Origin of the sequence: Streptomyces sp. SID8352, from assembly GCF_009862265.1 — a bacterium.
GTDB lineage: Bacteria > Actinomycetota > Actinomycetes > Streptomycetales > Streptomycetaceae > Streptomyces.
On record NZ_WWGX01000030.1, the window covers coordinates 319,580 to 342,182 of the forward strand.

Below are 22,603 nucleotides of genomic sequence, written 5' to 3' on the forward strand. Positions count from 1 at the left end.
AAGGGAGCACTCTGGCCTCACGGCGATCGCGACGGACGCGGTCGCCCCGAGGGAGGCATCCGCGATGAACGACACGATGATCTGCGCCGTGGGCAATGTGGCCACCCAGCCCGTGTTCCGGGAGCTGCCGAGCGGGCCGTCGGCGCGGTTCCGGCTGGCGGTCACCGCGCGCTACTGGGACCGGGAGAGGAACCAGTGGGCGGACGGCCACACCAACTTCTTCACGGTGTGGGCCCGCGGCCGGCTCGCCGCCAACGCCGCCACCTCCCTCACCGTGGGGGAGCCGGTGATCGTGCGGGGGCGGCTCAAGGTCCGCTCCGAGGCGCGCGAGGGGCAGAACCGGACCTCGGCGGACATCGACGCGGTGGCCATCGGCCACGACCTGGCGCGCGGCACCTCGGCGTTCCGCCGCCCGAGCAGGCCGGAGGGCGCCGTCCCGTCCCCTTCCGGCCCGGAGCCCCGGTGGGAGACCCCGGGGCCCGGATCACCGGACGCCGCGCCGACGGCGGCGGCCGGGGCGCCGGACGGCGCGGTGGGGGAGGCGGACGGAGTGGTGGAGGCGGCGGCGTGGGAGGGCACCGGCCGGAGCCGGGAGCCCGCCGCGGTGGGGTGACCGGACGGGAGAACCGCGCCGGGCGCCCGCGCCGGGACCTCCACCGGGACGCCCGCTCCGGAGGCCGCCCCGGGAGCCCGCGCCGCACGCCGGACGTCGCCCGCCGCACCTCGGCCGGCCGGGCGGTCCCGCGCGCTCCCCGGATGAACGCCCGCCGGGTGATGTCCGGTTGCTTTGTCGACAAGCCCTGTCGGGCAAGGCCGCCGGGATAACGATTCCGAGTCGGATCACCGCTCGGACGACCCTCCCCGGGGAGCGTGGTGCGCACGGTACTTAGGATGCCGAACAAGCCCTCCGGGGCAACTGAATCTGCTGGTGGGACCGTTTCCCCCGCATTAACGGGTCCCGCCGGAAGGGGAGTTTGGTGTTTTCTTCGCTCGCTCTGCTGTCCCGGCCCGGCCGGGGCGCGGCCCGTGCCGCCGTCGCCGCACTGGTGTCGGCCCTCACCGCGGCCGGGGTGCTCGCCGGCGCGGGACCGGCCGCGGCCGAGGGCGTCGGCCAGGAGCGGGGCGGGGCGACGGCCACGATGGGCGGGCTCAAGACGTACGGCGCCGCGGTGATCCACGGACCCGACGGCGACCAGCGGGTGTCGGCCGGGCTGTTCGAAATGGCCGTCGAGGGCGGCGGCACCCTCCAGACCTACTGCGTCGACGTCCAGACCTCGGTCCAGAAGGACGCCAAGTACCACGAGACACCGTGGGGCGGCACCTCCCTGGGTACCAACAAGGACGCCGGGCGCATCGCCTGGATCCTGCGGAACTCCTACCCCCAGGTCGACGACCTCACCGAACTCGCGAGGAGGGCGGGAGTCCCCGGCGGGCTCACCCGGCAGGAGGCGGCGGCCGGCACCCAGGTGGCCATCTGGCGCTACTCCGACCACGCCGACGTCGAGGCGGTCGGTGCCCGGGCCGAGCGGCTCGCGGACTACCTGGAGAAGAACGCCCGCGCCCAGGCGGAGCCCGGGGCGTCTCTCACCGTGGAGCCCCGCGCGGTCGCCGGACGCCCCGGCGAACCGATCGGCCCGGTCACCGTCCGCACGGGGGCCGGAAGCGCGACGGTGACACCGCCCGCGGACGCCGCCGCCAACGGTGTACGGATCGTCGACCGGAAGGGCCGGCCCGTCACCTCCGTCGCCTCGGGCACCCGCGTCTACTTCGACGTGCCCGAGGACGCACCGCCCGGCACCGCCCGGCTCACCGTGCAGGCGTCGACGACGGTCCCGGTCGGCCGGGCCCTCGCCTCGGAGAACCGCAGCCAGACGCAGGTCCTCGCCGGTTCCAGCGAATCGACGGTCTCCGCGACCGCGACGGCGGCCTGGGCCGCCACCGGGGCGGTCCCCGCCCTGTCCGCCGAGGAGAACTGCGCCGAGGGCGGGCTGGACATCACCGCCGTCAACAAGGGCGACGAGCCCTTCTCCTTCACGCTGCTGGACACCGAGTACACCATCGCGCCGGGCGAGCGCCGGACGGTGGCGCTCCCGCTGCCCGAGGACCGCGCCTACGACTTCACCATCAACGGCCCCAACGGCTACGCGCAGCGGTTCGCCGGCGTCCTCGACTGCCGCACCCAGGCCGGGACGGCCGCCGACATCCGCACCCAGACCGCCGCCGGGCCGCCCCTCGCCCCGGTGAACGTCCCCGCTCCGTCCGCAGGCCCCGATCTGGCCTCGACCGGCGGCTCCAGTCTCACCCCCGTGATCGGTGTGCTGGCCCTCACCCTGATCGCCCTCGGCGGCGCCACCCTCCTGGTCATCCGCCGCCGCGAGACCCACCAGGACTGACGCCCCCCGCCCGGCCGCCCCGGGACCGGCCCCCGGCCCGGCCCGCCCCTCCGTCCGCCCGGGCCGGGGCGCCCGATGAGGACGGGTTTTCGCCCAGGGCTGGCGGTGCGGCAAGATGGGGTGTATCTGCCCACTGCCTGATCGAGCTGCCGGACGGTTTCTCTTGGCTGAGTTCATTTACACCATGCGCAAGGCGCGCAAAGCGCACGGCGACAAGGTGATCCTCGACGACGTCACCCTGAACTTCCTGCCGGGGGCGAAGATCGGCGTCGTCGGCCCGAACGGCGCCGGAAAGTCGACCGTTCTCAAGATCATGGCCGGTCTGGAGCAGCCGTCGAACGGCGACGCCTTCCTCAGCCCCGGCTACACCGTCGGCATCCTGCTCCAGGAGCCGCCGCTGAACGAGGAGAAGACCGTCCTGGAGAACGTCCAGGAGGGTGTCGCCGAGGTCAAGGGCAAGCTCGACCGGTTCAACGAGATCGCCGAGCAGATGGCGACCGAGTACACCGACGAGCTGATGGACGAGATGGGCAAGCTGCAGGAGCAGCTCGACCACGCCAACGCCTGGGACCTCGACGCCCAGCTCGAACAGGCCATGGACGCCCTGGGCTGCCCCCCCGGGGACTGGGCGGTGAGCAACCTCTCCGGTGGTGAGAAGCGCCGCATCGCGCTCTGCAAGCTGCTGCTGGAGGCCCCCGACCTGCTGCTCCTCGACGAGCCCACCAACCACCTCGACGCCGAGTCGGTGAACTGGCTGGAGCAGCACCTCGCCAAGTACGAGGGCACCGTCGTGGCCGTCACCCACGACCGGTACTTCCTGGACAACGTCGCCGGCTGGATCTGCGAGGTCGACCGGGGCCGTCTGCACGGCTACGAGGGCAACTACTCCAAGTACCTGGAGACCAAGGCCACCCGCCTCAAGGTCGAGGGCGCCAAGGACGCGAAGCGCCAGAAGCGCCTCAAGGACGAGCTGGAGTGGGTCCGCTCCAACGCCAAGGGCCGCCAGGCCAAGTCCAAGGCGCGGCTGGCCCGCTACGAGGAGATGGCGGCCGAGGCCGACAAGATGCGGAAGCTGGACTTCGAGGAGATCCAGATCCCGCCGGGCCCCCGGCTGGGCAGCATCGTCGTCGAGGTCGACCACCTCAGCAAGGCCTTCGGCGAGAAGGTCCTCATCGACGACCTCTCCTTCACGCTGCCGCGCAACGGCATCGTGGGCGTCATCGGCCCCAACGGCGCGGGCAAGACCACGCTGTTCAAGATGATCCAGGGCTTCGAGCAGCCCGACTCCGGCTCCATCAAGGTCGGCGACACGGTCAAGATCTCCTACGTCGACCAGAGCCGGGAGAACATCGACCCCAAGAAGACGCTGTGGGCCGTCGTCTCCGACGAGCTGGACTACATCAACGTCGGCCAGGTCGAGATGCCCTCGCGGGCCTATGTCTCCGCGTTCGGCTTCAAGGGCCCGGACCAGCAGAAGCCCGCGGGCGTGCTGTCCGGCGGTGAGCGCAACCGCCTCAACCTCGCGCTCACCCTCAAGCAGGGCGGCAACCTGCTGCTCCTCGACGAGCCGACCAACGACCTCGACGTCGAGACCCTCTCCAGCCTGGAGAACGCGCTGCTGGAGTTCCCCGGCTGCGCCGTGGTCGTCTCCCACGACCGGTGGTTCCTGGACCGCGTCGCGACCCACATCCTCGCCTACGAGGGCGACTCCAAGTGGTTCTGGTTCGAGGGCAACTTCGAGTCGTACGAGAAGAACAAGATCGAGCGGCTCGGCCCGGACGCCGCGCGTCCGCACCGCGCCACCTACAAGAAGCTCACCCGGGGCTGATCGGTCTTGCGGCATCTCTACCGCTGCCCGCTGCGCTGGGCGGACATGGACGTGTACGGCCACGTCAACAACGTGGTCTTCCTCCGCTATCTGGAGGAGGCCCGTATCGACTTCCTGTTCCGTCCGGACAAGGAGTTCAAGCAGGGGTCGGTGGTGGCGCGCCACGAGATCGACTACAAGCGGCAGCTGGTGCACCGGCACGCCCCGGTCGACATCGAGCTGTGGGTCACGGAGATCAGGGCCGCCTCCTTCACCCTCACCTACGAGGTGAAGGACGGCGACCTGGTCTACGTCCGCGCCTCCACGGTGATCGTGCCCTTCGACTTCGAGGCACAGCGGCCCCGGCGGCTCACCGAGGAGGAGCGGGAGTTCCTCCGGGAGTACCGGGACGAGCCCGAGGGGCCCGGCCCCGGCCGGGCGAAGGACGAGGAGGAGGCCGTCGCGGCATGACGGTGCTGCACCTCGCCGACGAGGGGGAGGCCGCCGACCTGGCGGCCTTCCTCTCGCGGCTGCTCCACTACGACCGCGCGGCGGCGGTGCGCCTCCAGGCCGCCGGCACGACGCTCGCCGTCTTCGGCCGCCCGCCCTCCTTCGAGGTGCTGGCGATCCGCACGGCACGGCTGTCCAAGCCCTACGAGAAGGGGCTGGAGGCCGCCCTCGACACCACCGTCTCCGCCGGTGAACTGCTGGACTCGGTGGACGACCGGGCCGTCACGGCCGCCGTCCCCGCCCCGGTGACCGGGCCCCCGTGGGCGGGGGTGCTGCCCCCGCGCGGCGGCTGGCGCCCCGTGCCGGGTCTTCCCGCGCCGGAGGCGCTGCGCGCGCTGGTCTCGGCCGCGGTGGCCGAGTTCCGCGCGCGGACCGGGGCGCTGGCGCCGGAGCGGCGGACCCGGGCCGTACTGGACTCCGTGGGGCGGGAGATCTGGTCCCGCACCGTCGCGGAGACCGCGCTGCCGGTGCGCGCGGTGCACGCCGCCCAGTCGCTCGGCTTCCTGCGCCCGTCCGGGGGCCCCTCCGGCGCCGGGGCGCCCGCGCTGGTCGCCGCCGGGTCCTGGCTGCGGCTGCGCACCCCGTTCGGCTCGGTGGCGCTGCGCCGGACCGGGGCGGGCCTCGGTGATCTGGGCGTCAGCGTGCGCTGACCCCCGCGGAGCCGGTGCGTCCGGCGGGCCCGCGCCCGCCGGACGCACCGGCTCCGTACCGCCGTGCTCGTACCGTCGGCCCCGTACGGCCGGGGCCGGGCGGGAGTGCCCGCCGCGCGGACCCGGCGGGTGCGGGGTCAGTCCGGGGCGTTGATCAGGGTGGCCGCCGCGTAGGTCAGGTACTTCCACAGCGTCTGCTCGTGCTCCTCGGAGAGCCCCAGCTCGTCGAGGGCGTCCCGCATGTGCTTCAGCCAGGCGTCGTGCGCCGCGCGGTCGACGGTGTACGGGACGTGCCGCATCCGCAGCCGGGGGTGGCCCCGGGTCTCGTTGTACGTGGACGGGCCGCCCCAGTACTGCATCAGGAACAGGGTGAGGCGGTCCTCCGCCGGGCCGAGGTCCTCCTCCGGGTACATCGGCCGCAGCAGGGGGTCGGTGGCGACCCCCTCGTAGAAGCGGTGCACGAGACGGCGGAAGGTCTCCTCCCCGCCGACCTGCTCGTAGAACGTCTGCTCCTGAAGCGTGCCGCGCCGAATCTCGGTCACCGTGTGTGCCCCACCAATCTCCTGCCGGTCCGCCCCGGGCGTCGGGCCGGGGCGTCCGGGGTCGCGCCCCCGGAATGCAGTACCCCTCCATCGTCTCAGACCGGGGGAACCAGGACTCGGGACGTAGGCCGTCCCCCCCCGTGACCGCCCCGGCCCCCGGACCGCCCGGCCGGACGGGCGCCGTTCGCCCCGGAGCCCGGTCCGCAGCACAGTGGAGGCATGGGCGGACACGACGACGGCGACGGACGGGACGGCGGGCCCCCCGGCCCCGTTCCCGCGGAGGCCGCCGCGTCCGCGCGGGCGGCGCTGGTGCGCGAGATCGGGCTGAGCGGGGCCTGGGACGCCGACCCGGTGTGGCGGGAGGCGTTCCTCGCCGTCCCCCGCCATCTGTTCGTGCCGTACTACTACGAGGGCGGACAGGAGCGCCTCTGGTGCGAGGACCCCGACCCGGCGGTCCGGGCGCGCTGGCTGAGCGGTGTCTACGCCGACGCCCCGCTGGCCACCCGGCTGCGCGACGGCGAGCTGCTCTCCTCCAGCAGCCAGCCGTCCCTGATGGCCATGATGCTGGTGGCGCTGGAGGTCCGGGACGGCGACCGGGTCCTGGAGATCGGCGCCGGAACCGGCTACAACGCCGCCCTGCTCGCCCACCGGCTGGGCGACGACGATCTGGTCACCACCGTCGACCTGGACCCGGAGATCACCGAGTCGGCCCGACGGCACCTGGCCGCCGCCGGTCACCGCCCGGCCGTCGTCACCGGCGACGGCGCGCTGGGCGTGCCCGGACGCGGCCCCTACGACCGGATCATCGCGACCTGCGCCCTGTCCGGAGTGCCGCCCGCCTGGCTCACCCAGTGCCGGCCGGGCGGTCGCGTCCTCACCCCGTTCGCCACCGGCCTGCTGGCCCTCACCGTCCACGACGCCGGCCGCGCCGAGGGGCGCTTCCTGCCCACCCCGGCGTACTTCGTGCCGCTGCGGGGCGCCGGCGGCACCCCGGCGCCGGAGCCGGTGCCGGGCGGGGTGCCGCGCACGGTCCGGGTGGACGACCGGTTCCGCTTCCTGCTGGCGCTGAGCCGGGGCGGGCTGGAGCCGGGCGAGGCGTACGCGCTGTGGCGGCGTGAGGGGGCCCCGCCGCGCGAGCGCTTCGGCGTCACGGTGGACGACGGCCGCGCCCGCGCCTGGCTGGACGACCCCGGAGGCCCGGACACCTGGCCGCTGCCCTGACGGACGCCCGCCCGCCCGTGCCGGGCCCGCCCGTGCCGGGCCTCGCCCGTGGGGCGCGCGGCCGACGGACCGGAGCCCCGGCGGGGCGCCGGTCTCAGCTCCGGTGGATGGTGATGGTCGTCCAGGCGCCGACGTGCACCCGGTCGCCGTCCTGGAGCGGCACCGGGACGAAGGGCTGGATCGGCTCGTCGGAGCCGTTGACCGTGGTGCCGTTCGTCGAGTTCTGGTCGACGACCGCCCAGCTCCCGTTCGGCTGCTGCACCAGCATCGCGTGCTGGTGCGAGACCCCCGGGTCCTCCGGCGGCACCGAGAGGTCGATGTCCGGGGTGTCACCGGTGGAATGGCGGCGGCGGCCGATGGTGATCTGGTCGCCGGCCAGCGTGCGCTGCTGCTCGGGCGAGTACGCGGGCAGGTTCAGGCCCGCGGCCTCGGGGCCGGAGCGCTGCATCATCGCCATGAAGTACTCGCGGTCCGGGCCGATGGTCGCCGTCCAGGTCACCGGCTGCCGCGGCGCCGGGGGCTCCGGATAGCCGTGACCGCCGTGGCCGGGCGGGGGCGGCGGGGCCTGGGTGGCTCCGGGCTGGGGGTAGCCGTAGCCACCGCCCTGCGGGGGGCCGCCGGGGCCGCCGTGGCCGCCGGGACCGCCGGGACGGCCCTGGCCGCCGGAGGACGGCGGGGAGAGCACCCAGTCGTCGTCCCCGCCGAAACCCGGGCCGCCGGGCTGCGGACGGCCGGTCTCCTGCGGGAAGGCGGGCGGGGCCGGGGGGCCGGCCTGGTACGCGTGCGGGGCGCCGCCGGGACCGCCGGGACCCTGCGGGCCGCCGTGGCCGGACGGGCCGCCGGGGCCGGGCGGCACGGACCGCGACGGGTCGGCGCCGAAGCCGGGCGGGGGCGGCGGGCCGCCCGGACCGCCCGGGCCGAAGGGCCCCGGACCGATCGGCTCGGCGGGCCGGTTCACCTGCGAGGGGCGCGAGCCCTGGTAGTCGTAGCCGTCACCGCCGCCGTACGACGGGCCGCCCGGCGGCTGCGGGAAGCGCGGGGCACCCGGCCCTCCGGGACCCCGCAGGTCGGGCGCCGGGGGGCGCGGTGCCGCCGGGGTGTACGACGTGGCGGTGTTGGTGAGGAAGTTCCACCGGCACTCCTCGCAGAACGGCGCCCCGCCCTCCCGGGGCGTGCGGCACTGCGGACAGAGCTGCGGTCCGGCGCCGGGGTGCCCCCCGGGAGCCCCGTGGCCGCCTCCCGGGGTGCCGTGGCCGCCCCCGGGGCCGCCGGGGACGCCCGGCGGCGGGAAGCCGTAGCCGCCGCCCGGGGGCGGCGGGGGCGGGGGCGGGGGTGGGACGGCACCGGCCATGCGGTGACCGCAGACCTCGCACCAGTCGTCGGAACCCGACTGGTGTCCGTTCGGGCAGGTCGGCATGTCGGAGCTTCCCCCTCTTGCGGGCTAGTCGCTCCTCGCGGAGCTGGTCGCTGTGGTCTTCGCTGTCACTTCTTGACGCGCACGGTCTTGGTGGACCGGGTTTCGAGAGTCATCTCGTCCGCCTCCTCGACCTTCGCTTTCAGTCGCACAGTACCTTCCGCGGCGTCGACCACGTCCACCACCTTCGCAAGCAGTTTCGCGGTGTCCGCGTTCCCCGAGGCTCCGGCGAGCTGGACCGCCCGCCCCAGTTTGGCCGTGGCTCCCTCCATGTCTCCCGCTTTGCGCAGATCCAGCCCCTGCTGGATGACCCGGGCCAGTTCGGCCTGGCCCGTGTAGTGCGCCACCTGCGGGTTGATCGAGGTCGAGGCCGTGGTGTCGGCGGTCCACACGGCCCGTACGAGGCCCTGCGCGCCCGGTTCCCCGGCGGCGCCGCCGGACTCCGGGACGACCAGGGAGATCCGGGCGGCCAGCATCTCCCGGCCCAGGGCGGCGGGCGGCACCTCGACGCAGACGTGGTAGTCGCGGGACTCGTCGCCCCAGGAGCCGGTGGGGTAGTCCCCGGCCCGCGGTCCGGCCTCGGAGCGACGGCCGGTGAGGTCCTCGACGGTGGGCGCGACCTGCTTGACGAACCGCACGGTGGTGCCCTGCGGGGTCCACAGGCGCAGGGCGACGTCCGTGACCTCCTTGCCCATGGCCTTCTCCATCATCCCCGTGAAGTCCTCCGCCAGCCGCGCCGGATCGGCGACGATGTCGGCGGTGCCGAGCAGGGCGGAGGCGATGGCGGTGACCTCCTTCACCTCCCAGTCGGTGCCCACCCCGCGGGCGTCGCAGGTGAGGCGTCCGGCGCAGGCGTCGAGCGCCGCCCGGAGCTCCTCGGGCGACTCGTGCTCGTTGCGGCCGTCGGTGAGCAGGATGCCGTGCCGGATGGTGACGTCGGCCGAGGAGAGCAGCCGGCCGGCCAGCCGCAGCCAGGTGCCGATGGCCGTGCCGCCGCCCGCGCTCAGCCGCCGCAGCGCCTGCTTGGCCCGGTCCCGGGTGGTGGCGTCCGCGACGGCCAGCCGCCCGTCGCCCGGATAGACCTCCCGGGCCGTGTGCGTGCCGCCGACCACCGCGAAGTGCACGCCGTCGCGCAGGGTGTCGACGGCGGCGGCCGTCGCCTCGCGGGCGTTGCGCATCTTGGCGGGCGGGTAGTCCATCGAGCCCGAGCAGTCGACCATGAGCACCACCGCCGCGGACGGCCCCGCGCCCGGCGGGTACCGGTCGGGCGCGGCGACGGCGGTCCCGACAGTGCCGCCGCCGGTCGCCGTCACCGTGACGATGGCGTTGACCTCGTGGCCGCCCTCGGGCAGGAACTCGTTCTGGTAGACGTCCACCGAGAACCGCGGCACGTTCGACTTCGCGAAATTGGCCATGCCGGATCGCTTCCCCCTCTGCGGCCCCACGGTGGTGGGGCACTGGCTGCTGGCGCGGGCCGCCCCCTGCGGCCCGCGAGGCCGCACCGCGCGTCCCTCCACGGCGCGGTCTCAGGCCGATCCTGCCCCCTGCGGCGGGCCCGGGAACGGTACGAGGGCCACTGTTACGTTGTCGTGGCCCCCGCCGTCGAGGGCGTGGCCGACCAGGACCCGGGCGCCGTGCAGCGGGTGCGCGGCGGCGTCGGGCGGGACGGCGGCGGCCATCTCCTCGGCGGATTCGGCGTAGTTCCAGAGGCCGTCGGTGCAGACCACGACCACTCCGGGGCGGTCGGGCTTGAACGAGGCGGTGTGCGGCTCCAGTTCGTAGGCGTCCGCGCCGAGCCAGCCCGTGATGGCGTGGGCCCGCTCGTCGGCGTAGGCCTCGGCCTCGTTCATCAGGCCAGCGGCGACCATCTGCGCGGCCCACGAGTCGTCCTCGGTGAGCCGGGCCGCCGGACCGCTGCGGTCCTCCGGCACCCAGTAGACGCGGCTGTCCCCGACCCAGCCGACGATCAGCAGACCGGCGGTGACCACCGCGCCGACCAGGGTGCAGGCGGGGGCGTTCTGGTGCGGCCCCTGCTCGCGGGCGGTGGCGGGCTCGTCGGCCAGCGCGTTGACGGCGTGCGAGGCGGCGATGATCGCGTCGTGCATGGCCTGCTGCGGGTGGGTGCCCCGGGGCAGGGCCGCGAGCAGCGCGTCCCCGGCGGCCCGGGAGGCGGCGAGGGAGGCGTCGTCGGGGCGGGTCGCGGACGACACCCCGTCGCAGACCACGGCCAGGGTGGCGGGGCTGCCGTCGGGCAGCGCGGTGCGGCCCACGCAGAAGGCGTCCTCGTTGCGGTGGTGGCGCAGGCCCCGGTCGCTGACGGCGGCGGCGGGCCCGCACTCCTGTTCCATGTGGTCGCGTTCGCGGGGCTGGGCGTGCCCGCAGTTCTCGCAGTAGCCGTCGCCGTCCACCCGGCCGGTGCGGCAGGCCACGCAGACGACGGCGCCGGGCGGCGGCGCGGCCGGGGCGGGCGCGGGGACGGCTGCCGGGGCGGGCGGGGCCGCGGGCGGCGGCAGCGGGTCGGCGGGCAGGCGCGGGTCGGGCGCCTGGAGCGGGTACTCGTCGGGCTCCGACGGCCGGTCGAACCGCACCCCGGTCCCCGCGCCCGGAGCCGGGACCGGCGGGGCGGCCGGCGGCGGGGGAGGAGGCGGAGGCGGCACGGCGGGCGCGGCCGGCGCCGCCGGGGGCGGAGGGAGCGGGGGGAGGGGCGGGGACGGGGGCAGCGGGGAGCCGCCCGAGTCCGTGCCCGCCATGTCGGACGGCGAGTGCGCGGGCAGCGGATTGCCGGAGCCGTCCGAGTCCCGGGCCGTCGGCCAGTCCACACCATCGGGGGACGCCGAGACCGGCGCCGGGCCGTCCGGGACGCGGTCCGGGCCGTCCGGGGACCGCGCGGTCACGGCGGACAGCTCGTGTCCGCACGCACCGCAGAAGCGGTCCCCCGGCTCCAGGGGTTCCGCGCAGCTCGGGCACATCGGCACTGCGGCCTGCTGGGGCTTCTGCGACATCAACTACACCCACGTCCGGGGGCGGTAACGGTTGGCACGTTCCACCAGGTCGATCCTTTCCTCGCCGCCCCGCGCCAGCCGGGCCAGCATGCGGTACGAGCGCTCCAGGCCGAAGCGCAGGCCCCGTTCGTCGAGGCCGCTGCCCAGCAGCGTCCGTCCTCCGGCGGCGGGAGGGACGGAACCTCGGCCCCCGGAGAGTACCCAGTCCAGCGCGCAGCCGAGGACCTCGACGGACAACTGCTCGCGGCGCGCCGGGTCCAGACCGTATCCCTCCAGCGCCTCGACCTGCCGCGCGGAGGCGGTCAGATCGTCCAGGAACGCCGTGTCCCCCGGGTCCGCCGCGCGCCGCCGCAGCCGCGCCCGCACGGCCGCCACCCGGGCCGCCGTGCAGTGCACCGAGGACTCCGGCACCGAGTCCAACGTCCGTACGGCGCCGGGCCGGTCGCCGCCGGCCAGCAGCACCCGGGCGAGCCCGAAGGCGGCGCTCACATGGCTCGGGTCGGCCGACCACACCAGGCGGTAGTACTCGGCGGCGTTGTCGAGCTGGCCCAGCACCTCGGCGCACAGGCCGAGCGCCAGCTTCGGCGCGATCTCGCCGGGGAAGGCGTCGTACAGGGCGTCGAAGGCCAGCGCGGCGTCCTCGTGACCACCCGTCACCAGCGCCGCCAGGCCCCGGTACCAGACCACCCGCCAGTCCTCGGGCCGTTCGTCCTCCAGCGCCCCCAGCGTCGCGAGGGCCCCGGGCGTGTCGCCCAGTTCCAGCCGGGCCCGGACCTCCCTCAGCCGGGTCTCGGCCGACGGCGCCGGGGCCGCGGCCAGGGCGGTCAGGAGTTCGCCCGGCGCGGAGGCCGACAGGCCCGCCAGGAAACCGGCGTTGGGGTCGGCCGGGTCGACCCGGGGCACCGGGAGGGCCAGCGCGGCGGCGGGCACGTCGGCGGCCCGCACCAGCGCCCCGCCGGGGGCCGCGGCGCCCGTCGTACCCGCTGTACCCGCCGTGCCGCCGGTGGCGGCGCCCGCGGCGCCGGGCGGCAGGGCGGGCCGGGCCGCGCCCGGGGGGAGCGCGGCGGCGGCGCGCCCCCGGCGCCGGACGGGCCGGGCGCCCAGCACCGACACCTCCCCGTCCAGCAGGGGGAACAGCTCCGTGTCCGTCACCCGGGTCTCCGGGCCGAACAGCGTGGACAGCGCCGGTCTGGCCCGGCCCGTCCGCACCGAGACGATCTCCCGCAGCACCCCCGTCAACTGCTCCGCCATCTCCCGCGCGGAGCCGAACCGGCGCTGCGGATCGGGGTCGGTGGCCCGCGCCAGCAGCCGGTAGAAGGACTCGTGCCGCCGGAAGACCTCCACGCTGTCCGGGTCCGGCAGCGAGTCGGCGTGCACCGTGGTGTAGCCCTGGAAGTCGAAGGTCAGCACGGCCAGTGTGCGCCCCACCGTGTACAGGTCGGACGCCACCGACGGACCGGCCTCCGCGACCTCCGGCGCCTGGTAGCCCACGGTGCCGTAGATCGCCGACTCCTCGTCGTCCGCGCGGCGCACCGCGCCCATGTCGATCAGCTTGAGCTGGTCCTCGGTCTGGATCGCGTTGTCGACCTTGAAGTCGCAGTAGAGCAGGTTGCGGCTGTGCAGATGGCCGAGGGCCTCCAGCGCCTCGATGCCGTACGCGCACGCCTGCTCCACCGGCAGCGGATCGCGGCGGCCGTCCGGGGCGCGCCGCTCGTTGGCGATCTCCTTGAGCGCCTTGCCGCCCACGTACTCCATGACGATGTACCCGTCGAGGGAGCCGGTGCGCTGGTCGAGGTGCTCGACGAAGTTGTAGATCCGCACGATGTTGGCGTGCTCGATCTCCGCGAGGAAGCGCCGCTCGTTGATGGCCGCCGCCATCGCGTCGTGGTCGCCGGTGTCCAGCAGGCCCTTGAGGACCACCCAGCGGTCGGCGACCGGCCGGTCGATGGCGAGGTAGATCCAGCCGAGCCCGCCGTGCGCGAGGCAGCCCACCACCTCGTACTGGCCGTGCACCACGTCCCCGGCGGCGAGCTTCGGCACGAAGGAGTACGGGTGGCCGCACTTGGTGCAGAAGCCCTCCGTGCGCCCCGGCCGCTCGCCCCGCGCCCGCCCCACCGGCGCCCCGCAGTCCGACCGGGAGCAGAACCTCTTGCGCTCGGGCACCTCGGGCCGCTCCAGGACCATGGCGCGCGGGTCGGGCCGGGGGATCGGCGGGACCTCGACCAGCCCGGCGCCGAGCCGGCCGCTGGAGCCCGCGTCGCTCCCGGTGCCGGAACTGCGCACCGAAACCGACCGGTTGGTGGCCCGCCCCGACAGGGACGACGACAGCCGCCCGGAGACCGAGCGGCGGGACCGCGAGGACTGGGAGGAGGAGCGCGCACCGCGCCCGCCCGTGCCGCCGCGCCCGCCCGTGCCGCCGTGCCCGCCCGTGCCGCCGTGTCCCGCGCCGCCGCTCCCCGGGCCGGGGTGGCCGCCGGACGGGGAGCCGCCCGGCCCCCGGCGGGCCGTGACCCCGGTGGGCGCGGCGCCGACCGTGCCGCCGGCCGACACCACGGGCGCCAGCCCGCAGGTGCCGCAGTACAGCTCGCCGCCGCCCATGTCCTCGTACGTGCCGTCGCAGTCGGGACGCTGGCACGCGCTCCGCTCCTGGCTCATGACGCCTCCCCGGTGTCCCCGTAACAGCTCATGCGCCCGGCCCCGTCCGATCGCGGTCGGTGCGGTGCGTGCGGTCCGCCGCGGACCGCTCCCCGGGGACGACGGCCTGGCCGGGCACCCGGGGGTCGGCGGCCGGGCCGGGCACCCGGGGGTCGGCGGCGAGCGACTCGGCCGCCACCCGCTGGTAGCGCAGCACCGCCTGCTCGGCGACGCGCAGGTCGCAGGGCGCGCTCCACAGCATGCGCCGGGCCCGCTCGTAGGTCTCGACCAGCTCCGGGTCCTCGGAGAAGCCGAGCCGGGTCATCTTCGCCCGGTACGCGTCCAGCCGTCCGCGCAGCTCCGCGCGGACCGCCAGCGGCGCGGTGACCGCCGTCAACGACTCGCGGGCGCGGAGCAGTTCGTCCTCCGCCCGGCCCTCCAGGGACTCCAGGAGCGGGGACAGCCGGTGCCACTGGGCGTGTCTGCGGTACTCCGCGGCCGTCGCGACCTGCTCGTGCAGCGCCGTCGGGGGGCCGCTGACCACGGGCACCTCCGTCGCGGCGATCTTCGCCAGCACCTCGCCCCGGGCGGTGCGCGCCTCGGCCAGGGTGCGGTCGGCCCGGGAGAGCACGTCCCGCAGCCGCAGGATGCGCTGCTCGGCGTCCTGGCGGACCGCGAGCACGGCGTCGATCTCCCGGCGCACCTCCTCCAGGGCGCGCGCCTCCCGGTCGTAGACCGTGGTGTCGGGGCGGCCCCCGCCGGGCGCCGAACTCCCCTCTGCGGGAACCCAGTAGGCCAGCGGGTCCGACACCACCCGCTCGCGCAGCCGGGCCAGGGTGCGGGTGATCCGCTCCAGGTCGTCACCGGCCGGGTGCTCGCCCGGGCGCACCCCGACCGAGTGGGCGAGGCCCAGGGTGCGGCGCAGCTCGGCGGCGAGCAGGTCGATCCGGGCGGGCAGCGCCGACCAGACCGCGTCGGCGGCGACCACCAGGTCCAGGGCGGCGGCGTAGAGCCGGTTCATGCGGTCCACCAGCGTCTCCAGCGAGTACCGCTCGCTGAGCCGCCCCCCGCCGCCCTCCGGGGCACCGGCGCCCGCGGCGGCGGTGGCGGCGCCGGGGACCACGACGGCCTCGCCGCGCAGCAGTTCGGTCAGCTCCGCCAGGTCCTCACGGCTGGACCAGCGGCGCCGGGCGCGGATGCCCCGGGCGGTGCGCAGGGCCTGGGTGTACGCGTCGAAGTAGGTCCACAGCAGGGTGATCGACGCCTCGGCGGCGGCCCAGCGCCCGGCGGTGACCCCGGTCAGCTCGGCGCCTTCCAGGAGCCTGCGGCCCGCGTGGTCCTGGAGCGCGAACAGCGAGGTCTCGACCGCCTCGTGCTCCGCGCCGAGCCGCGCCAGCGCACGGTCCACCTCGTCCCGGTCCATCACCGGCCCGGCGGGTCCCGCGTCGCCCATCGATCACCTCTCGCTGCTGCGGATCCGGTCCGCGACGTGTACGGCTGCGTTGGCTGTGTCCGTGTGGGGGTGGTCTGTCCGTGGCGGTCCGTCCGTGAGGTCTCTTCGTGGGGGAGGCCGGGGTGCCGGCCGTGGGGTGGGGGCCTCGGCACGAGGGGGCGCGGGGCGGTGGGCGCCCCCGCGGCCTCCGGGACCGTGCCGTCCGGGGCGGGCCCCGGAGGCGGCCGTCCGTCAGGCCCGGCGCAGATAGCGCGGGCGCGGCGGGGCCGACTTGGCGGAGTCGGCGCCCAGGGTCGCCTTCAGCCAGGTGTCGTAGGAGTGCTGCCAGCCCCGCTCCCGGTCGGCCCGCCACTCCACCAGCACCCGGTTGACCCGGCGCACCAGGTCGTCGGCGTCCTTGCGCATCGCCACGCCGTAGTACTCGGTGGTGAAGGCGTCGCCCTTGAGCTGGACCGTCGGGTCCTGCGCGGCCTGGCTGGCGGCCAGGGCGCCGTCGGTGACCACCGCGTCGACCTCGCCGAGCTGGAGCCGCACCAGGCAGTCGAGCTGGTTGGGCACCGTGGTGCTCAGGTCGGCGGAGCGGACCAGCCGGCCCTCGGCCCGGTCCCGCTCCAGCGTGCTGAAGGCGGTGGAGCCGTCCGCCGAGCAGATCCGCCTGCCCGCGAGGGAGGCGTCGTACCCGGTGATCGGGGAGGACTTGGGCGCGAGGATCTGCTGTCCGGTCCTGAAGTACGGCGCGGAGAAGGCGACGTCGGCCATCCGCTCGCAGTTGATCGTCATGGTGCGGACCACCATGTCGACCCGGCCGTTCTGGATCGCCGGTATGCGCTGGTCGGTGGGGATCGCCTTGAACTGCACGGCGTCGCGGTCCCCGAGGATGTCCTGCGCTATCCGGTGCACCAGATCGATGTCGAAGCCCTCCAGCCGGGCGGCGCCGCCGCTGTTCGGGTCGCGGTAGCCCCACCGGTAGCTGCTCTGGTCGACGCCGACCACGAGCTTGCGCTTCTCGCCCTTGCGGCTCTTGATCGCCTCGATGGTGGGGCCGTCGGCGCCCGAGGGCTCCAGGGTCTGCCGCTCGGGCGCCGTGCAGTCCGGGGCGACCCGGGCCTGGCTGCCGCGGGCGACGCCCTGGACGGCGCCGGTGCCCCTGACCGCCTCCCCGTGCGAGCGGACCAGGGGCAGCAGCAGCGCGAAGACGACCGCGAGGGCGCAGGCGACCGCCATCGCGCCCACTCCGCCCCAGCCCCTCAACCCGGCCCGGAGTCGTCGTGCCCCCATCCTCACGCCCCCTTCCACGGGTTCCCCTTCCCACCGGCCCACGCCGCCATGATGCCGCTCACCGGTACTCCGAGAGGCGCCGGCCGATGCCCAGCACGGCCCCGGCCGCGCCCAGCAGGGCGAGCGCGCCCGCGCCCTCCGGCAGCCCCGTCATCGCGTCCCGTCCGGCTCGCGCGGCCTGCCGGAACTGCCCCTCCTCGTGGGCCAGGGCCTCGGCGAGCGCGCCGTCCACGGCGTCGAAGTACTCGGCGGTGGAGCCCCTGCCGCCGATCACCAGATCGAGTGCCTGCTGGTAGTTGCCGTTCTCGTCCTGCTCACGGGCGGCGATGTGGCGCTCGCGCCACCGCTTCATGTCGGCCTCGGCCGCCGCGACCGGCCGTCCGCCCGCCGTGTCGTCGGCGAGCCGCCGGGCCTCGGCCAGCCCCTTGCCGAGGTCCGTCATGTTCGTCCCGAAGTCGAAGTCGTAGGCGTCGTACGTCTCGCCGTTCACCTTCGTGGTCTCCGCGCCGCGCGCCACCAGGGTGAGGTTCTCGTTGCCCCGGGCCTTGAGCGAGGCGATGCGGGCCTCGTGCAGCGCGTCCAGCGAGCGGACGCCGTGGGCGCGGGAGTCGCTCAGCCGGGTGACGGCGACCGAGTGCCCGACGGCCAGCCAGACCAGGACGGCCGCGGTGGCGGCGCTCGCGGCGACCAGGCCCCGGTTCAGGACCCGGTTGGTGTGCCGGTAGGAGCGGTGCTGCGCCCAGGCCAGCACCGCCAGGGCGAGCACCCCGAGGCCGATGGCCGCCCACGGGTAGGGGCGCGCGTCGGCGTAGTCGTCCCGCAGCCGCTGGTTCTCCGTGTTGTACAGGTCCTCGGCGGCCGGGAGCATCTCCCGCTGCATCTTCTCGTTGGCGTAGCGCAGATAGGCGCCGCCGACCGGGAAGCCCTGCCGGTTGTAGGTGCGGGCCCGCTCGACCAGGCCCTTGTACTCCGGCAGCAGCCGGTTGAGCTTCGCCACCGTCGCCGCCGAGGCCGAGTCGGGGTCGGAGTTGGCGGCGGCCCGCACCAGCTTGGTCGCGGCGGTCCGGATGCCCTTCTCGTAGCGGTCCCTGGACTGCCGGGTCTCCTGACCGCCCGCCAGGAAGCCGCTGGACGCGGCCGTGTTGGCGTCGGCGAGGGAGCGGTATATGTCGGCGGCGTCGGAGGTGAGCGGCTGACTGCGGGTCAGCACGTCGTCGGCGGCAGCGGCCCGGGTGCTCGTCTGCCAGGCCGTCACGGAGCCGAAGGCGACCACCAGGACGGCCAGCAGGGCGCCGATGATGCGCAGTCGGCCGGGCTCGGTGACGGCCGCCGCCCGCAGCCGGTCCAGGCCCTCGGCGAACGCCGTGCGCCGCGGCCGGGGCGGCTGCGGCGCCGGGAGGAGCCCGCCGGGGCGCCGGGCGGGCACCGACTGACGGGGCACGGCGGGCGGACGGGACGGATCCGCGGCGGCCGGTGCCGTCGCCGCGCTGCTCCTCGGCGGTCGATTCACTGCCTGACCTCCCCCGTGGTCGTCCGTCGCCGTACCCGTCGCCGCCCTCGCCGGCCCGCGGACCGGGCCGTGACCCGATCATGGGGCTTACGGGGCGTCACGCACCACCCCTGCCCATGAATACGTGACGGGAACCGGTTCGGTTCCCCGGTTCCCGTCGGGGGCGTGCCCGGAGCGCTTCTCAGGGGCGCGTCAGCCCCCGAAGTGCTCCCGCGCCCGCTCCTGCGCCCCGGCGTCCGCGCCCACCCGGTCGAGTCCCAGCAGCACCGCGCCCAGCACCGGCGGGGAGGTCACCACCCGGGGCACGGCCAGGGGCGCGCGCTCCGCCAGCCGCTCCCGGATCCGGCCGTCCAGCCGGGGGTGCCGGGCGGCCAGGACGCTGCCGCCGAGCAGCACCGGCGTCTCCTCGTCCAGCAGTTCCAGCCGGGTCAGCGCGACCACGGCCATGGCGACCACCTCGTCCGCCTGCCGGTCCACGAGCCCCCCGGCGATCCGGTCGCCGTCCGCCGCCGCGGCGAACAGCACCGGGGCCAGCTCGTGCCGCCGCGCGCCCTCCACCCGGCCCAGGTGCAGCGCCTCGATCAGGGCGTACATGGAGGGCAGCCCGAAGTGGCCGGGCAGGTCGCGGGCCAGGGAGGTGGGCTCCCCGCGGCCGTCCTCGGCGCGCGCGGCGTGGTGCAGCGCGTCCTCGACCAGGCCCCAGCCGCCGCCCCAGTCCCCGGAGATGCGGCCGATGGCCGGGAACCGGGCGGTGCGGCCGTCGGGGCGCATTCCGGCGCAGTTGATGCCCGCCCCGCAGACGACGGCGACGCCGCGCGGTTCGGTCACCCCGGCCCGCAGCACGGCGAAGGTGTCGTTGCGCACGTCCACCGAGTCGCCCCAGCCGCGCGCGTGCAGCGCGGTGGCCAGCCCGGCCTCCTCCACCGGCAGGTCGGCGTTGGCCAGACACGCCGAGACATGGCCGGCCCGGGTGACGCCCGCCGTCGCGAAGGCGCGCTCCACCGCCTCCCCGAGGACGTCCACGGCGGGCCCGACGCCCACGGACGGCGGCTGGAACCCCCCGCCCCGTGCGGTGGCGAGGACGGTGCCGTCGCCCGTCACGACCGCCACGTCGGTCTTGCTGTTGCCCGCGTCGACGGCGAGGACGGTCGCGCTCACGCCCACGGCAGATGCTCCCGGTTGTGCGCGATCAGCTCGTCGGTGAGCCGCTCGGCGTAGGCGTACTGGCCGATCAGCGGGTGGGCGAGGAGGGCCCGGAACACCCGGTCCCGCCCGCCGCGCAGGGCCGCGTCCAGGGCCAGGCCCTCGTAGGCCGTCACGTTCGCCATCAGCCCCGCGTACAGCGGGTCCACGCGCGGTACCGGCAGCGGGGCCGCGCCCTCGGCGCCCACCGCCGCCTGCACCTCGACCACCGCGTCGTCGGGCAGGAAGGGAAGCGTGCCCCGGTTGTACGTGTTCACCACCTGGTACGGCGATCCGCCGCCGCCCAGCAGGGTCGCCGCGAGGTCCACGGCCGCCTCCGAGTAGAAGGCGCCGCCGCGCTTGGCCAGCAGCGCGGGCTTCTCGTCCAGGGCCGGGTCCCCGTACATCTCCAGCAGCTCGCGCTCCATCGCGGCCACCTCGGCGGCACGGGACGGCTTGGTGCGCAGCTCGTCCACGACCTCGTCGTGGGAGTAGTAGTAGCGCAGGTAGTAGGAGGGGACGACGCCGAGGCGCTCCAGCAGCGGACGGGGCAGCCGCAGGTCGTCCGCGACGGCGTCGCCGTGCTCGGCGAGCAGCCGGGGCAGCACGTCCTCGCCGCCGGGGCCGCCGAGGCGGACGGCGGTCTCCCAGGTGAGGTGGTTCAGGCCGACGTGGTCCAGGTGGACCGCCGAGGGCTCGGTGCCGAGCAGGGCGGCGAACTTGCGCTGGAGCCCGATCGCCACGTTGCACAGCCCGACCGCGCGGTGCCCGGCCTCCAGGAGGGCGCGGGTGACGATGCCGACGGGGTTGGTGAAGTCGATGATCCAGGCGTCCGGGTTGGTCCGGCGCACCCGCTCGGCGATGTCCAGCACCACCGGCACCGTGCGCAGCGCCTTGGCCAGGCCGCCCGCGCCGGTGGTCTCCTGGCCGACGCAGCCGCACTCCAGGGGCCAGGTCTCGTCCTGCTGCCTGGCGGCCTGGCCGCCGACGCGCAGTTGCAGCAGGACCGCGTCGGCGCCGTCCACGGCCGCGTCCAGGTCGGAGGTGGTGACGACGCGGCCGGGGTGGCCCTGCTTGGCGAAGATCCGCCGGGCGAGCCCGCCCACCAGCTTCAGCCGGTCGGCGGCCGGGTCGGCCAGCACCAGCTCCTCCACCGGCAGCGTGTCCCGCAGCCGGGCGAAGCCGTCGACGAGTTCGGGGGTGTAGGTCGAACCGCCGCCTACCACGGTGAGTTTCATCCGGTCATCAGCCCTTTGCTCCAGTCGGTGCGGTGCCCGTGCGGGCGGCCTTCGGTGGGTGGGGAGGGTGCGGGGGTCAGCGGGAGGTGTCGAAGACCTCGTCGCGGGTGGCGGCCAGCGCGCTCTCCAGCGCGCCGCGCAGGACGGGGTGCCCGGTGACGGTGGCGACGGCCAGCCGGGGCTGGGCGGCGGCCAGTTCCGCCATCTCGTCCTCGACGAGGGCGCGCAGCGTCTCGCCCCCGGCGGTCAGCACGGTGCCGCTGAGCACCACCAGTTCGGGGTCGAGGACCGAGACGAGCGAGGCCAGACCGGTGGCCAGACGGGTGGCGTAGGCCCGCAGCAGCCGCAGGTGCGGGGCGTCGCCGGTGCGGGCGGCGCGGGCGATCAGCGCGGCGGCCGTATCCGGGTAGGGGCCGTCGGGCACGGGCGGAAGGCCGTACTCGCGGGCCAGGCGCGGGATGACCTGGGCCCCGGCCAGCTCCTGGAAGCCGCCGCTGCCGGTCCGCCCGACGCCGCGCGCCAGCGGGGTGCCCGGCACCGGCAGGAATCCGATCTCCCCGGCGCCGCCGGTCCAGCCGCGGTGCAGCCGCCCGCCGAGCACCAGGGCGGCGCCCAGGCCCTCCTGGTTCCACAGCAGGACGAAGTCGCCGTGGCCGCGGGCGGCGCCGAGCCGCTGCTCGGCCAGGGCGGCGAGGTTCACGTCGTTCTCGTACCCGACCGGCATCGGCAGGGCGGCGGTGAGTTCGCCGAGGAGGGCGGGGGAGTGCCAGCCGGGCAGGTGGTCGGCGTAGCGCAGCCGCCCGGTGTTCGGGTCGAAGGCGCCGGGGGTGGCGATGACCAGGCGGCGCACGGCGTCCGGGGTGATCCCGGCGGCCCCGACGGCGCCGTCGAGCGCCTCGGTGACCCGCCGGACGACGGAGGCGCCCGGCAGGCGGCCGGGGACGGGCAGCTCGTGGTGGCCGACGGTGCGGCCGGTGAGGTCGGCGACGGCGGCGCGGATGCGGCCGGGGGTGACGTCCAGCGCGGCGGCGTGGGCGGCCGCCGGGTTGACCTCGTAGAGCCGGGCGCCGGGGCCGGGGCCGCCCTCGGTGGTGCCCCCGGCGAGCACCAGCCCGGCGGCCTCCAGCCGGGCGAGCAACTGGGAGGCGGTCGGCTTGGACAGCCCGGTGAGCCGGCCGATCCGGGCGCGGGAGAGGGGCCCGTGCTCCAGGAGCAGCTCCAGGGCGGCGCGGTCGTTCATGGCCCGCAGCACGCGTGGGGTGCCGGGCCCCCCGGTGACGGCCGCCATGCGCACCGCCTCCCCTCCGCGCCGGTCGAGCACTGTTAGGAAACTTTCCTGTCTCTCGTCCGGAACGGTAGGGCGGCCCCCGAGGAGCCGTCAAGAGCGGCTGGGGGAGAGGGACGGCGGGGAGCGCGGCCTCGGCGGAGCCCCGCGGGAGGGGCGGGCCCGGCGGGTGGGGGAGCGTGGTGGAGGGGAGCGGAGGCGGGCGTACGCGGGGAGCGCGGTGGGCCGGGGGAGGAGCCCGCCCGGTGCGGGCGGCGGGAGCGGGGAGCCACGGGCCGTGGACGCCGGCGGGCCCGGAGGTCCGTCACCGGTCCGGGACGCCGTGCCGTGCCCCTGCCGAGCGCCCCGCGCCGGGAGCGGACCCCCGCGGGCCCCGGTCGTGGGCCCGGACGGGACGGGGCGTGGGCCCCGGGAGAGCGGCATGCGGGCCGCGCGTCGCCCCCGGCGTGGGCCCGCGGACGGCAGGGGGCCGGGGGAGCGGCGG

At 75.9% G+C, this 22,603-nt stretch carries 17 protein-coding genes; 6 read left to right on the plus strand and 11 right to left on the minus strand.

All coding sequences use genetic code 11. The features are described from left to right. Nucleotides 1–64 precede the first annotated feature (64 nt). The 5 genes from GTY84_RS10660 (at nucleotide 65) to GTY84_RS10680 (ending at nucleotide 5,360) form a co-directional block, all read left to right on the plus strand. Nucleotides 65–613, plus strand: coding sequence for a single-stranded DNA-binding protein (locus GTY84_RS10660; RefSeq protein ID WP_161225904.1), 549 nt, complete (start codon nucleotides 65–67; stop codon nucleotides 611–613). A gap of 364 nt (nucleotides 614–977) precedes the next feature. Beyond that, complete coding sequence (locus GTY84_RS10665) at nucleotides 978–2,393, plus strand: Cys-Gln thioester bond-forming surface protein (RefSeq protein WP_161225905.1); 1,416 nt, start codon at nucleotides 978–980, stop codon at nucleotides 2,391–2,393. A 163-nt stretch (nucleotides 2,394–2,556) separates the two neighbouring features. Beyond that, nucleotides 2,557–4,221, plus strand: coding sequence for an energy-dependent translational throttle protein EttA (gene ettA / locus GTY84_RS10670; RefSeq protein ID WP_161225906.1), 1,665 nt, complete (start codon nucleotides 2,557–2,559; stop codon nucleotides 4,219–4,221). Nucleotides 4,222–4,227: 6 nt separating this feature from the next. Next, nucleotides 4,228–4,671 (plus strand): thioesterase family protein, encoded by a 444-nt coding sequence (locus tag GTY84_RS10675; protein WP_161225907.1) that lies wholly within the window; start codon nucleotides 4,228–4,230, stop codon nucleotides 4,669–4,671. Next, nucleotides 4,668–5,360 (plus strand): hypothetical protein, encoded by a 693-nt coding sequence (locus tag GTY84_RS10680; protein ID WP_161225908.1) that lies wholly within the window; start codon nucleotides 4,668–4,670, stop codon nucleotides 5,358–5,360. The genes GTY84_RS10675 and GTY84_RS10680 overlap by 4 nt, the downstream gene beginning before the upstream one ends. Before the next feature lie 137 nt (nucleotides 5,361–5,497). On the opposite strand, the gene GTY84_RS10685 is transcribed toward GTY84_RS10680, so the two are convergent. Further along, nucleotides 5,498–5,902 carry a globin gene (locus GTY84_RS10685; RefSeq protein ID WP_161225909.1) on the minus strand — a complete coding sequence of 135 codons (405 nt, stop codon included), beginning with the start codon at nucleotides 5,900–5,902 and terminating at the stop codon, nucleotides 5,498–5,500. 219 nt (nucleotides 5,903–6,121) lie between these two features. Between GTY84_RS10685 and GTY84_RS10690 the strand changes: the two genes are divergently transcribed. After that, nucleotides 6,122–7,123: a methyltransferase domain-containing protein gene (locus GTY84_RS10690; protein WP_161225910.1), complete on the plus strand. Its 1,002-nt coding sequence runs from the start codon at nucleotides 6,122–6,124 to the stop codon at nucleotides 7,121–7,123. Between the two features lie 94 nt (nucleotides 7,124–7,217). Here GTY84_RS10690 and GTY84_RS10695 read toward each other — a convergent pair whose 3' ends face one another. From GTY84_RS10695 to GTY84_RS10740, 10 genes are all read right to left on the minus strand, one after another. After that, nucleotides 7,218–8,540, minus strand: coding sequence for an FHA domain-containing protein (locus GTY84_RS10695; protein ID WP_161225911.1), 1,323 nt, complete (start codon nucleotides 8,538–8,540; stop codon nucleotides 7,218–7,220). A 65-nt stretch (nucleotides 8,541–8,605) separates the two neighbouring features. After that, complete coding sequence (locus tag GTY84_RS10700; protein WP_161225912.1) at nucleotides 8,606–9,952, minus strand: VWA domain-containing protein; 1,347 nt, start codon at nucleotides 9,950–9,952, stop codon at nucleotides 8,606–8,608. A gap of 111 nt (nucleotides 9,953–10,063) precedes the next feature. Further along, nucleotides 10,064–11,539 carry a PP2C family serine/threonine-protein phosphatase gene (locus GTY84_RS10705; RefSeq protein ID WP_161225913.1) on the minus strand — a complete coding sequence of 492 codons (1,476 nt, stop codon included), beginning with the start codon at nucleotides 11,537–11,539 and terminating at the stop codon, nucleotides 10,064–10,066. A 3-nt stretch (nucleotides 11,540–11,542) separates the two neighbouring features. Further along, nucleotides 11,543–14,194 carry a serine/threonine-protein kinase gene (locus tag GTY84_RS10710; protein ID WP_161225914.1) on the minus strand — a complete coding sequence of 884 codons (2,652 nt, stop codon included), beginning with the start codon at nucleotides 14,192–14,194 and terminating at the stop codon, nucleotides 11,543–11,545. 28 nt (nucleotides 14,195–14,222) lie between these two features. Continuing rightward, on the minus strand, nucleotides 14,223–15,626 hold the full coding sequence (locus tag GTY84_RS10715; protein WP_237532165.1) for a hypothetical protein: 1,404 nt from the start codon (nucleotides 15,624–15,626) through the stop codon (nucleotides 14,223–14,225). Nucleotides 15,627–15,857: 231 nt separating this feature from the next. Further along, on the minus strand, nucleotides 15,858–16,904 hold the full coding sequence (locus tag GTY84_RS10720) for a glutamate ABC transporter substrate-binding protein (protein WP_161225915.1): 1,047 nt from the start codon (nucleotides 16,902–16,904) through the stop codon (nucleotides 15,858–15,860). Between the two features lie 58 nt (nucleotides 16,905–16,962). Then, nucleotides 16,963–18,330: a hypothetical protein gene (locus GTY84_RS10725; RefSeq protein WP_161225980.1), complete on the minus strand. Its 1,368-nt coding sequence runs from the start codon at nucleotides 18,328–18,330 to the stop codon at nucleotides 16,963–16,965. Nucleotides 18,331–18,606: 276 nt separating this feature from the next. After that, on the minus strand, nucleotides 18,607–19,578 hold the full coding sequence (locus GTY84_RS10730; RefSeq protein WP_161225916.1) for a BadF/BadG/BcrA/BcrD ATPase family protein: 972 nt from the start codon (nucleotides 19,576–19,578) through the stop codon (nucleotides 18,607–18,609). Further along, nucleotides 19,569–20,834 (minus strand): 6-phospho-beta-glucosidase, encoded by a 1,266-nt coding sequence (locus tag GTY84_RS10735; protein WP_161225917.1) that lies wholly within the window; start codon nucleotides 20,832–20,834, stop codon nucleotides 19,569–19,571. The genes GTY84_RS10730 and GTY84_RS10735 overlap by 10 nt, the downstream gene beginning before the upstream one ends. 76 nt (nucleotides 20,835–20,910) lie before the next feature. Next, a complete protein-coding gene (locus GTY84_RS10740; protein ID WP_161225918.1) occupies nucleotides 20,911–22,122 on the minus strand; it encodes an ROK family transcriptional regulator in 1,212 nt (403 codons plus the stop codon). Nucleotides 22,123–22,603: the final 481 nt, after the last annotated feature.

Coding starts and splice junctions, on each gene's coding strand:
- GTY84_RS10680 (WP_161225908.1), top strand. CDS start 4,668: ATGACGGTGCTGCACCTCGCCGACGAGGGGGAGGCCGCCGACCTGGCG.
- GTY84_RS10720 (WP_161225915.1), bottom strand. CDS start 16,904: ATGGGGGCACGACGACTCCGGGCCGGGTTGAGGGGCTGGGGCGGAGTG.
- GTY84_RS10695 (WP_161225911.1), bottom strand. CDS start 8,540: ATGCCGACCTGCCCGAACGGACACCAGTCGGGTTCCGACGACTGGTGC.
- GTY84_RS10740 (WP_161225918.1), bottom strand. CDS start 22,122: ATGGCGGCCGTCACCGGGGGGCCCGGCACCCCACGCGTGCTGCGGGCC.
- GTY84_RS10690 (WP_161225910.1), top strand. CDS start 6,122: ATGGGCGGACACGACGACGGCGACGGACGGGACGGCGGGCCCCCCGGC.
- GTY84_RS10715 (WP_237532165.1), bottom strand. CDS start 15,626: ATGGGCGACGCGGGACCCGCCGGGCCGGTGATGGACCGGGACGAGGTG.
- GTY84_RS10660 (WP_161225904.1), top strand. CDS start 65: ATGAACGACACGATGATCTGCGCCGTGGGCAATGTGGCCACCCAGCCC.
- GTY84_RS10735 (WP_161225917.1), bottom strand. CDS start 20,834: ATGAAACTCACCGTGGTAGGCGGCGGTTCGACCTACACCCCCGAACTC.
- GTY84_RS10710 (WP_161225914.1), bottom strand. CDS start 14,194: ATGAGCCAGGAGCGGAGCGCGTGCCAGCGTCCCGACTGCGACGGCACG.
- GTY84_RS10700 (WP_161225912.1), bottom strand. CDS start 9,952: ATGGCCAATTTCGCGAAGTCGAACGTGCCGCGGTTCTCGGTGGACGTC.
- GTY84_RS10705 (WP_161225913.1), bottom strand. CDS start 11,539: ATGTCGCAGAAGCCCCAGCAGGCCGCAGTGCCGATGTGCCCGAGCTGC.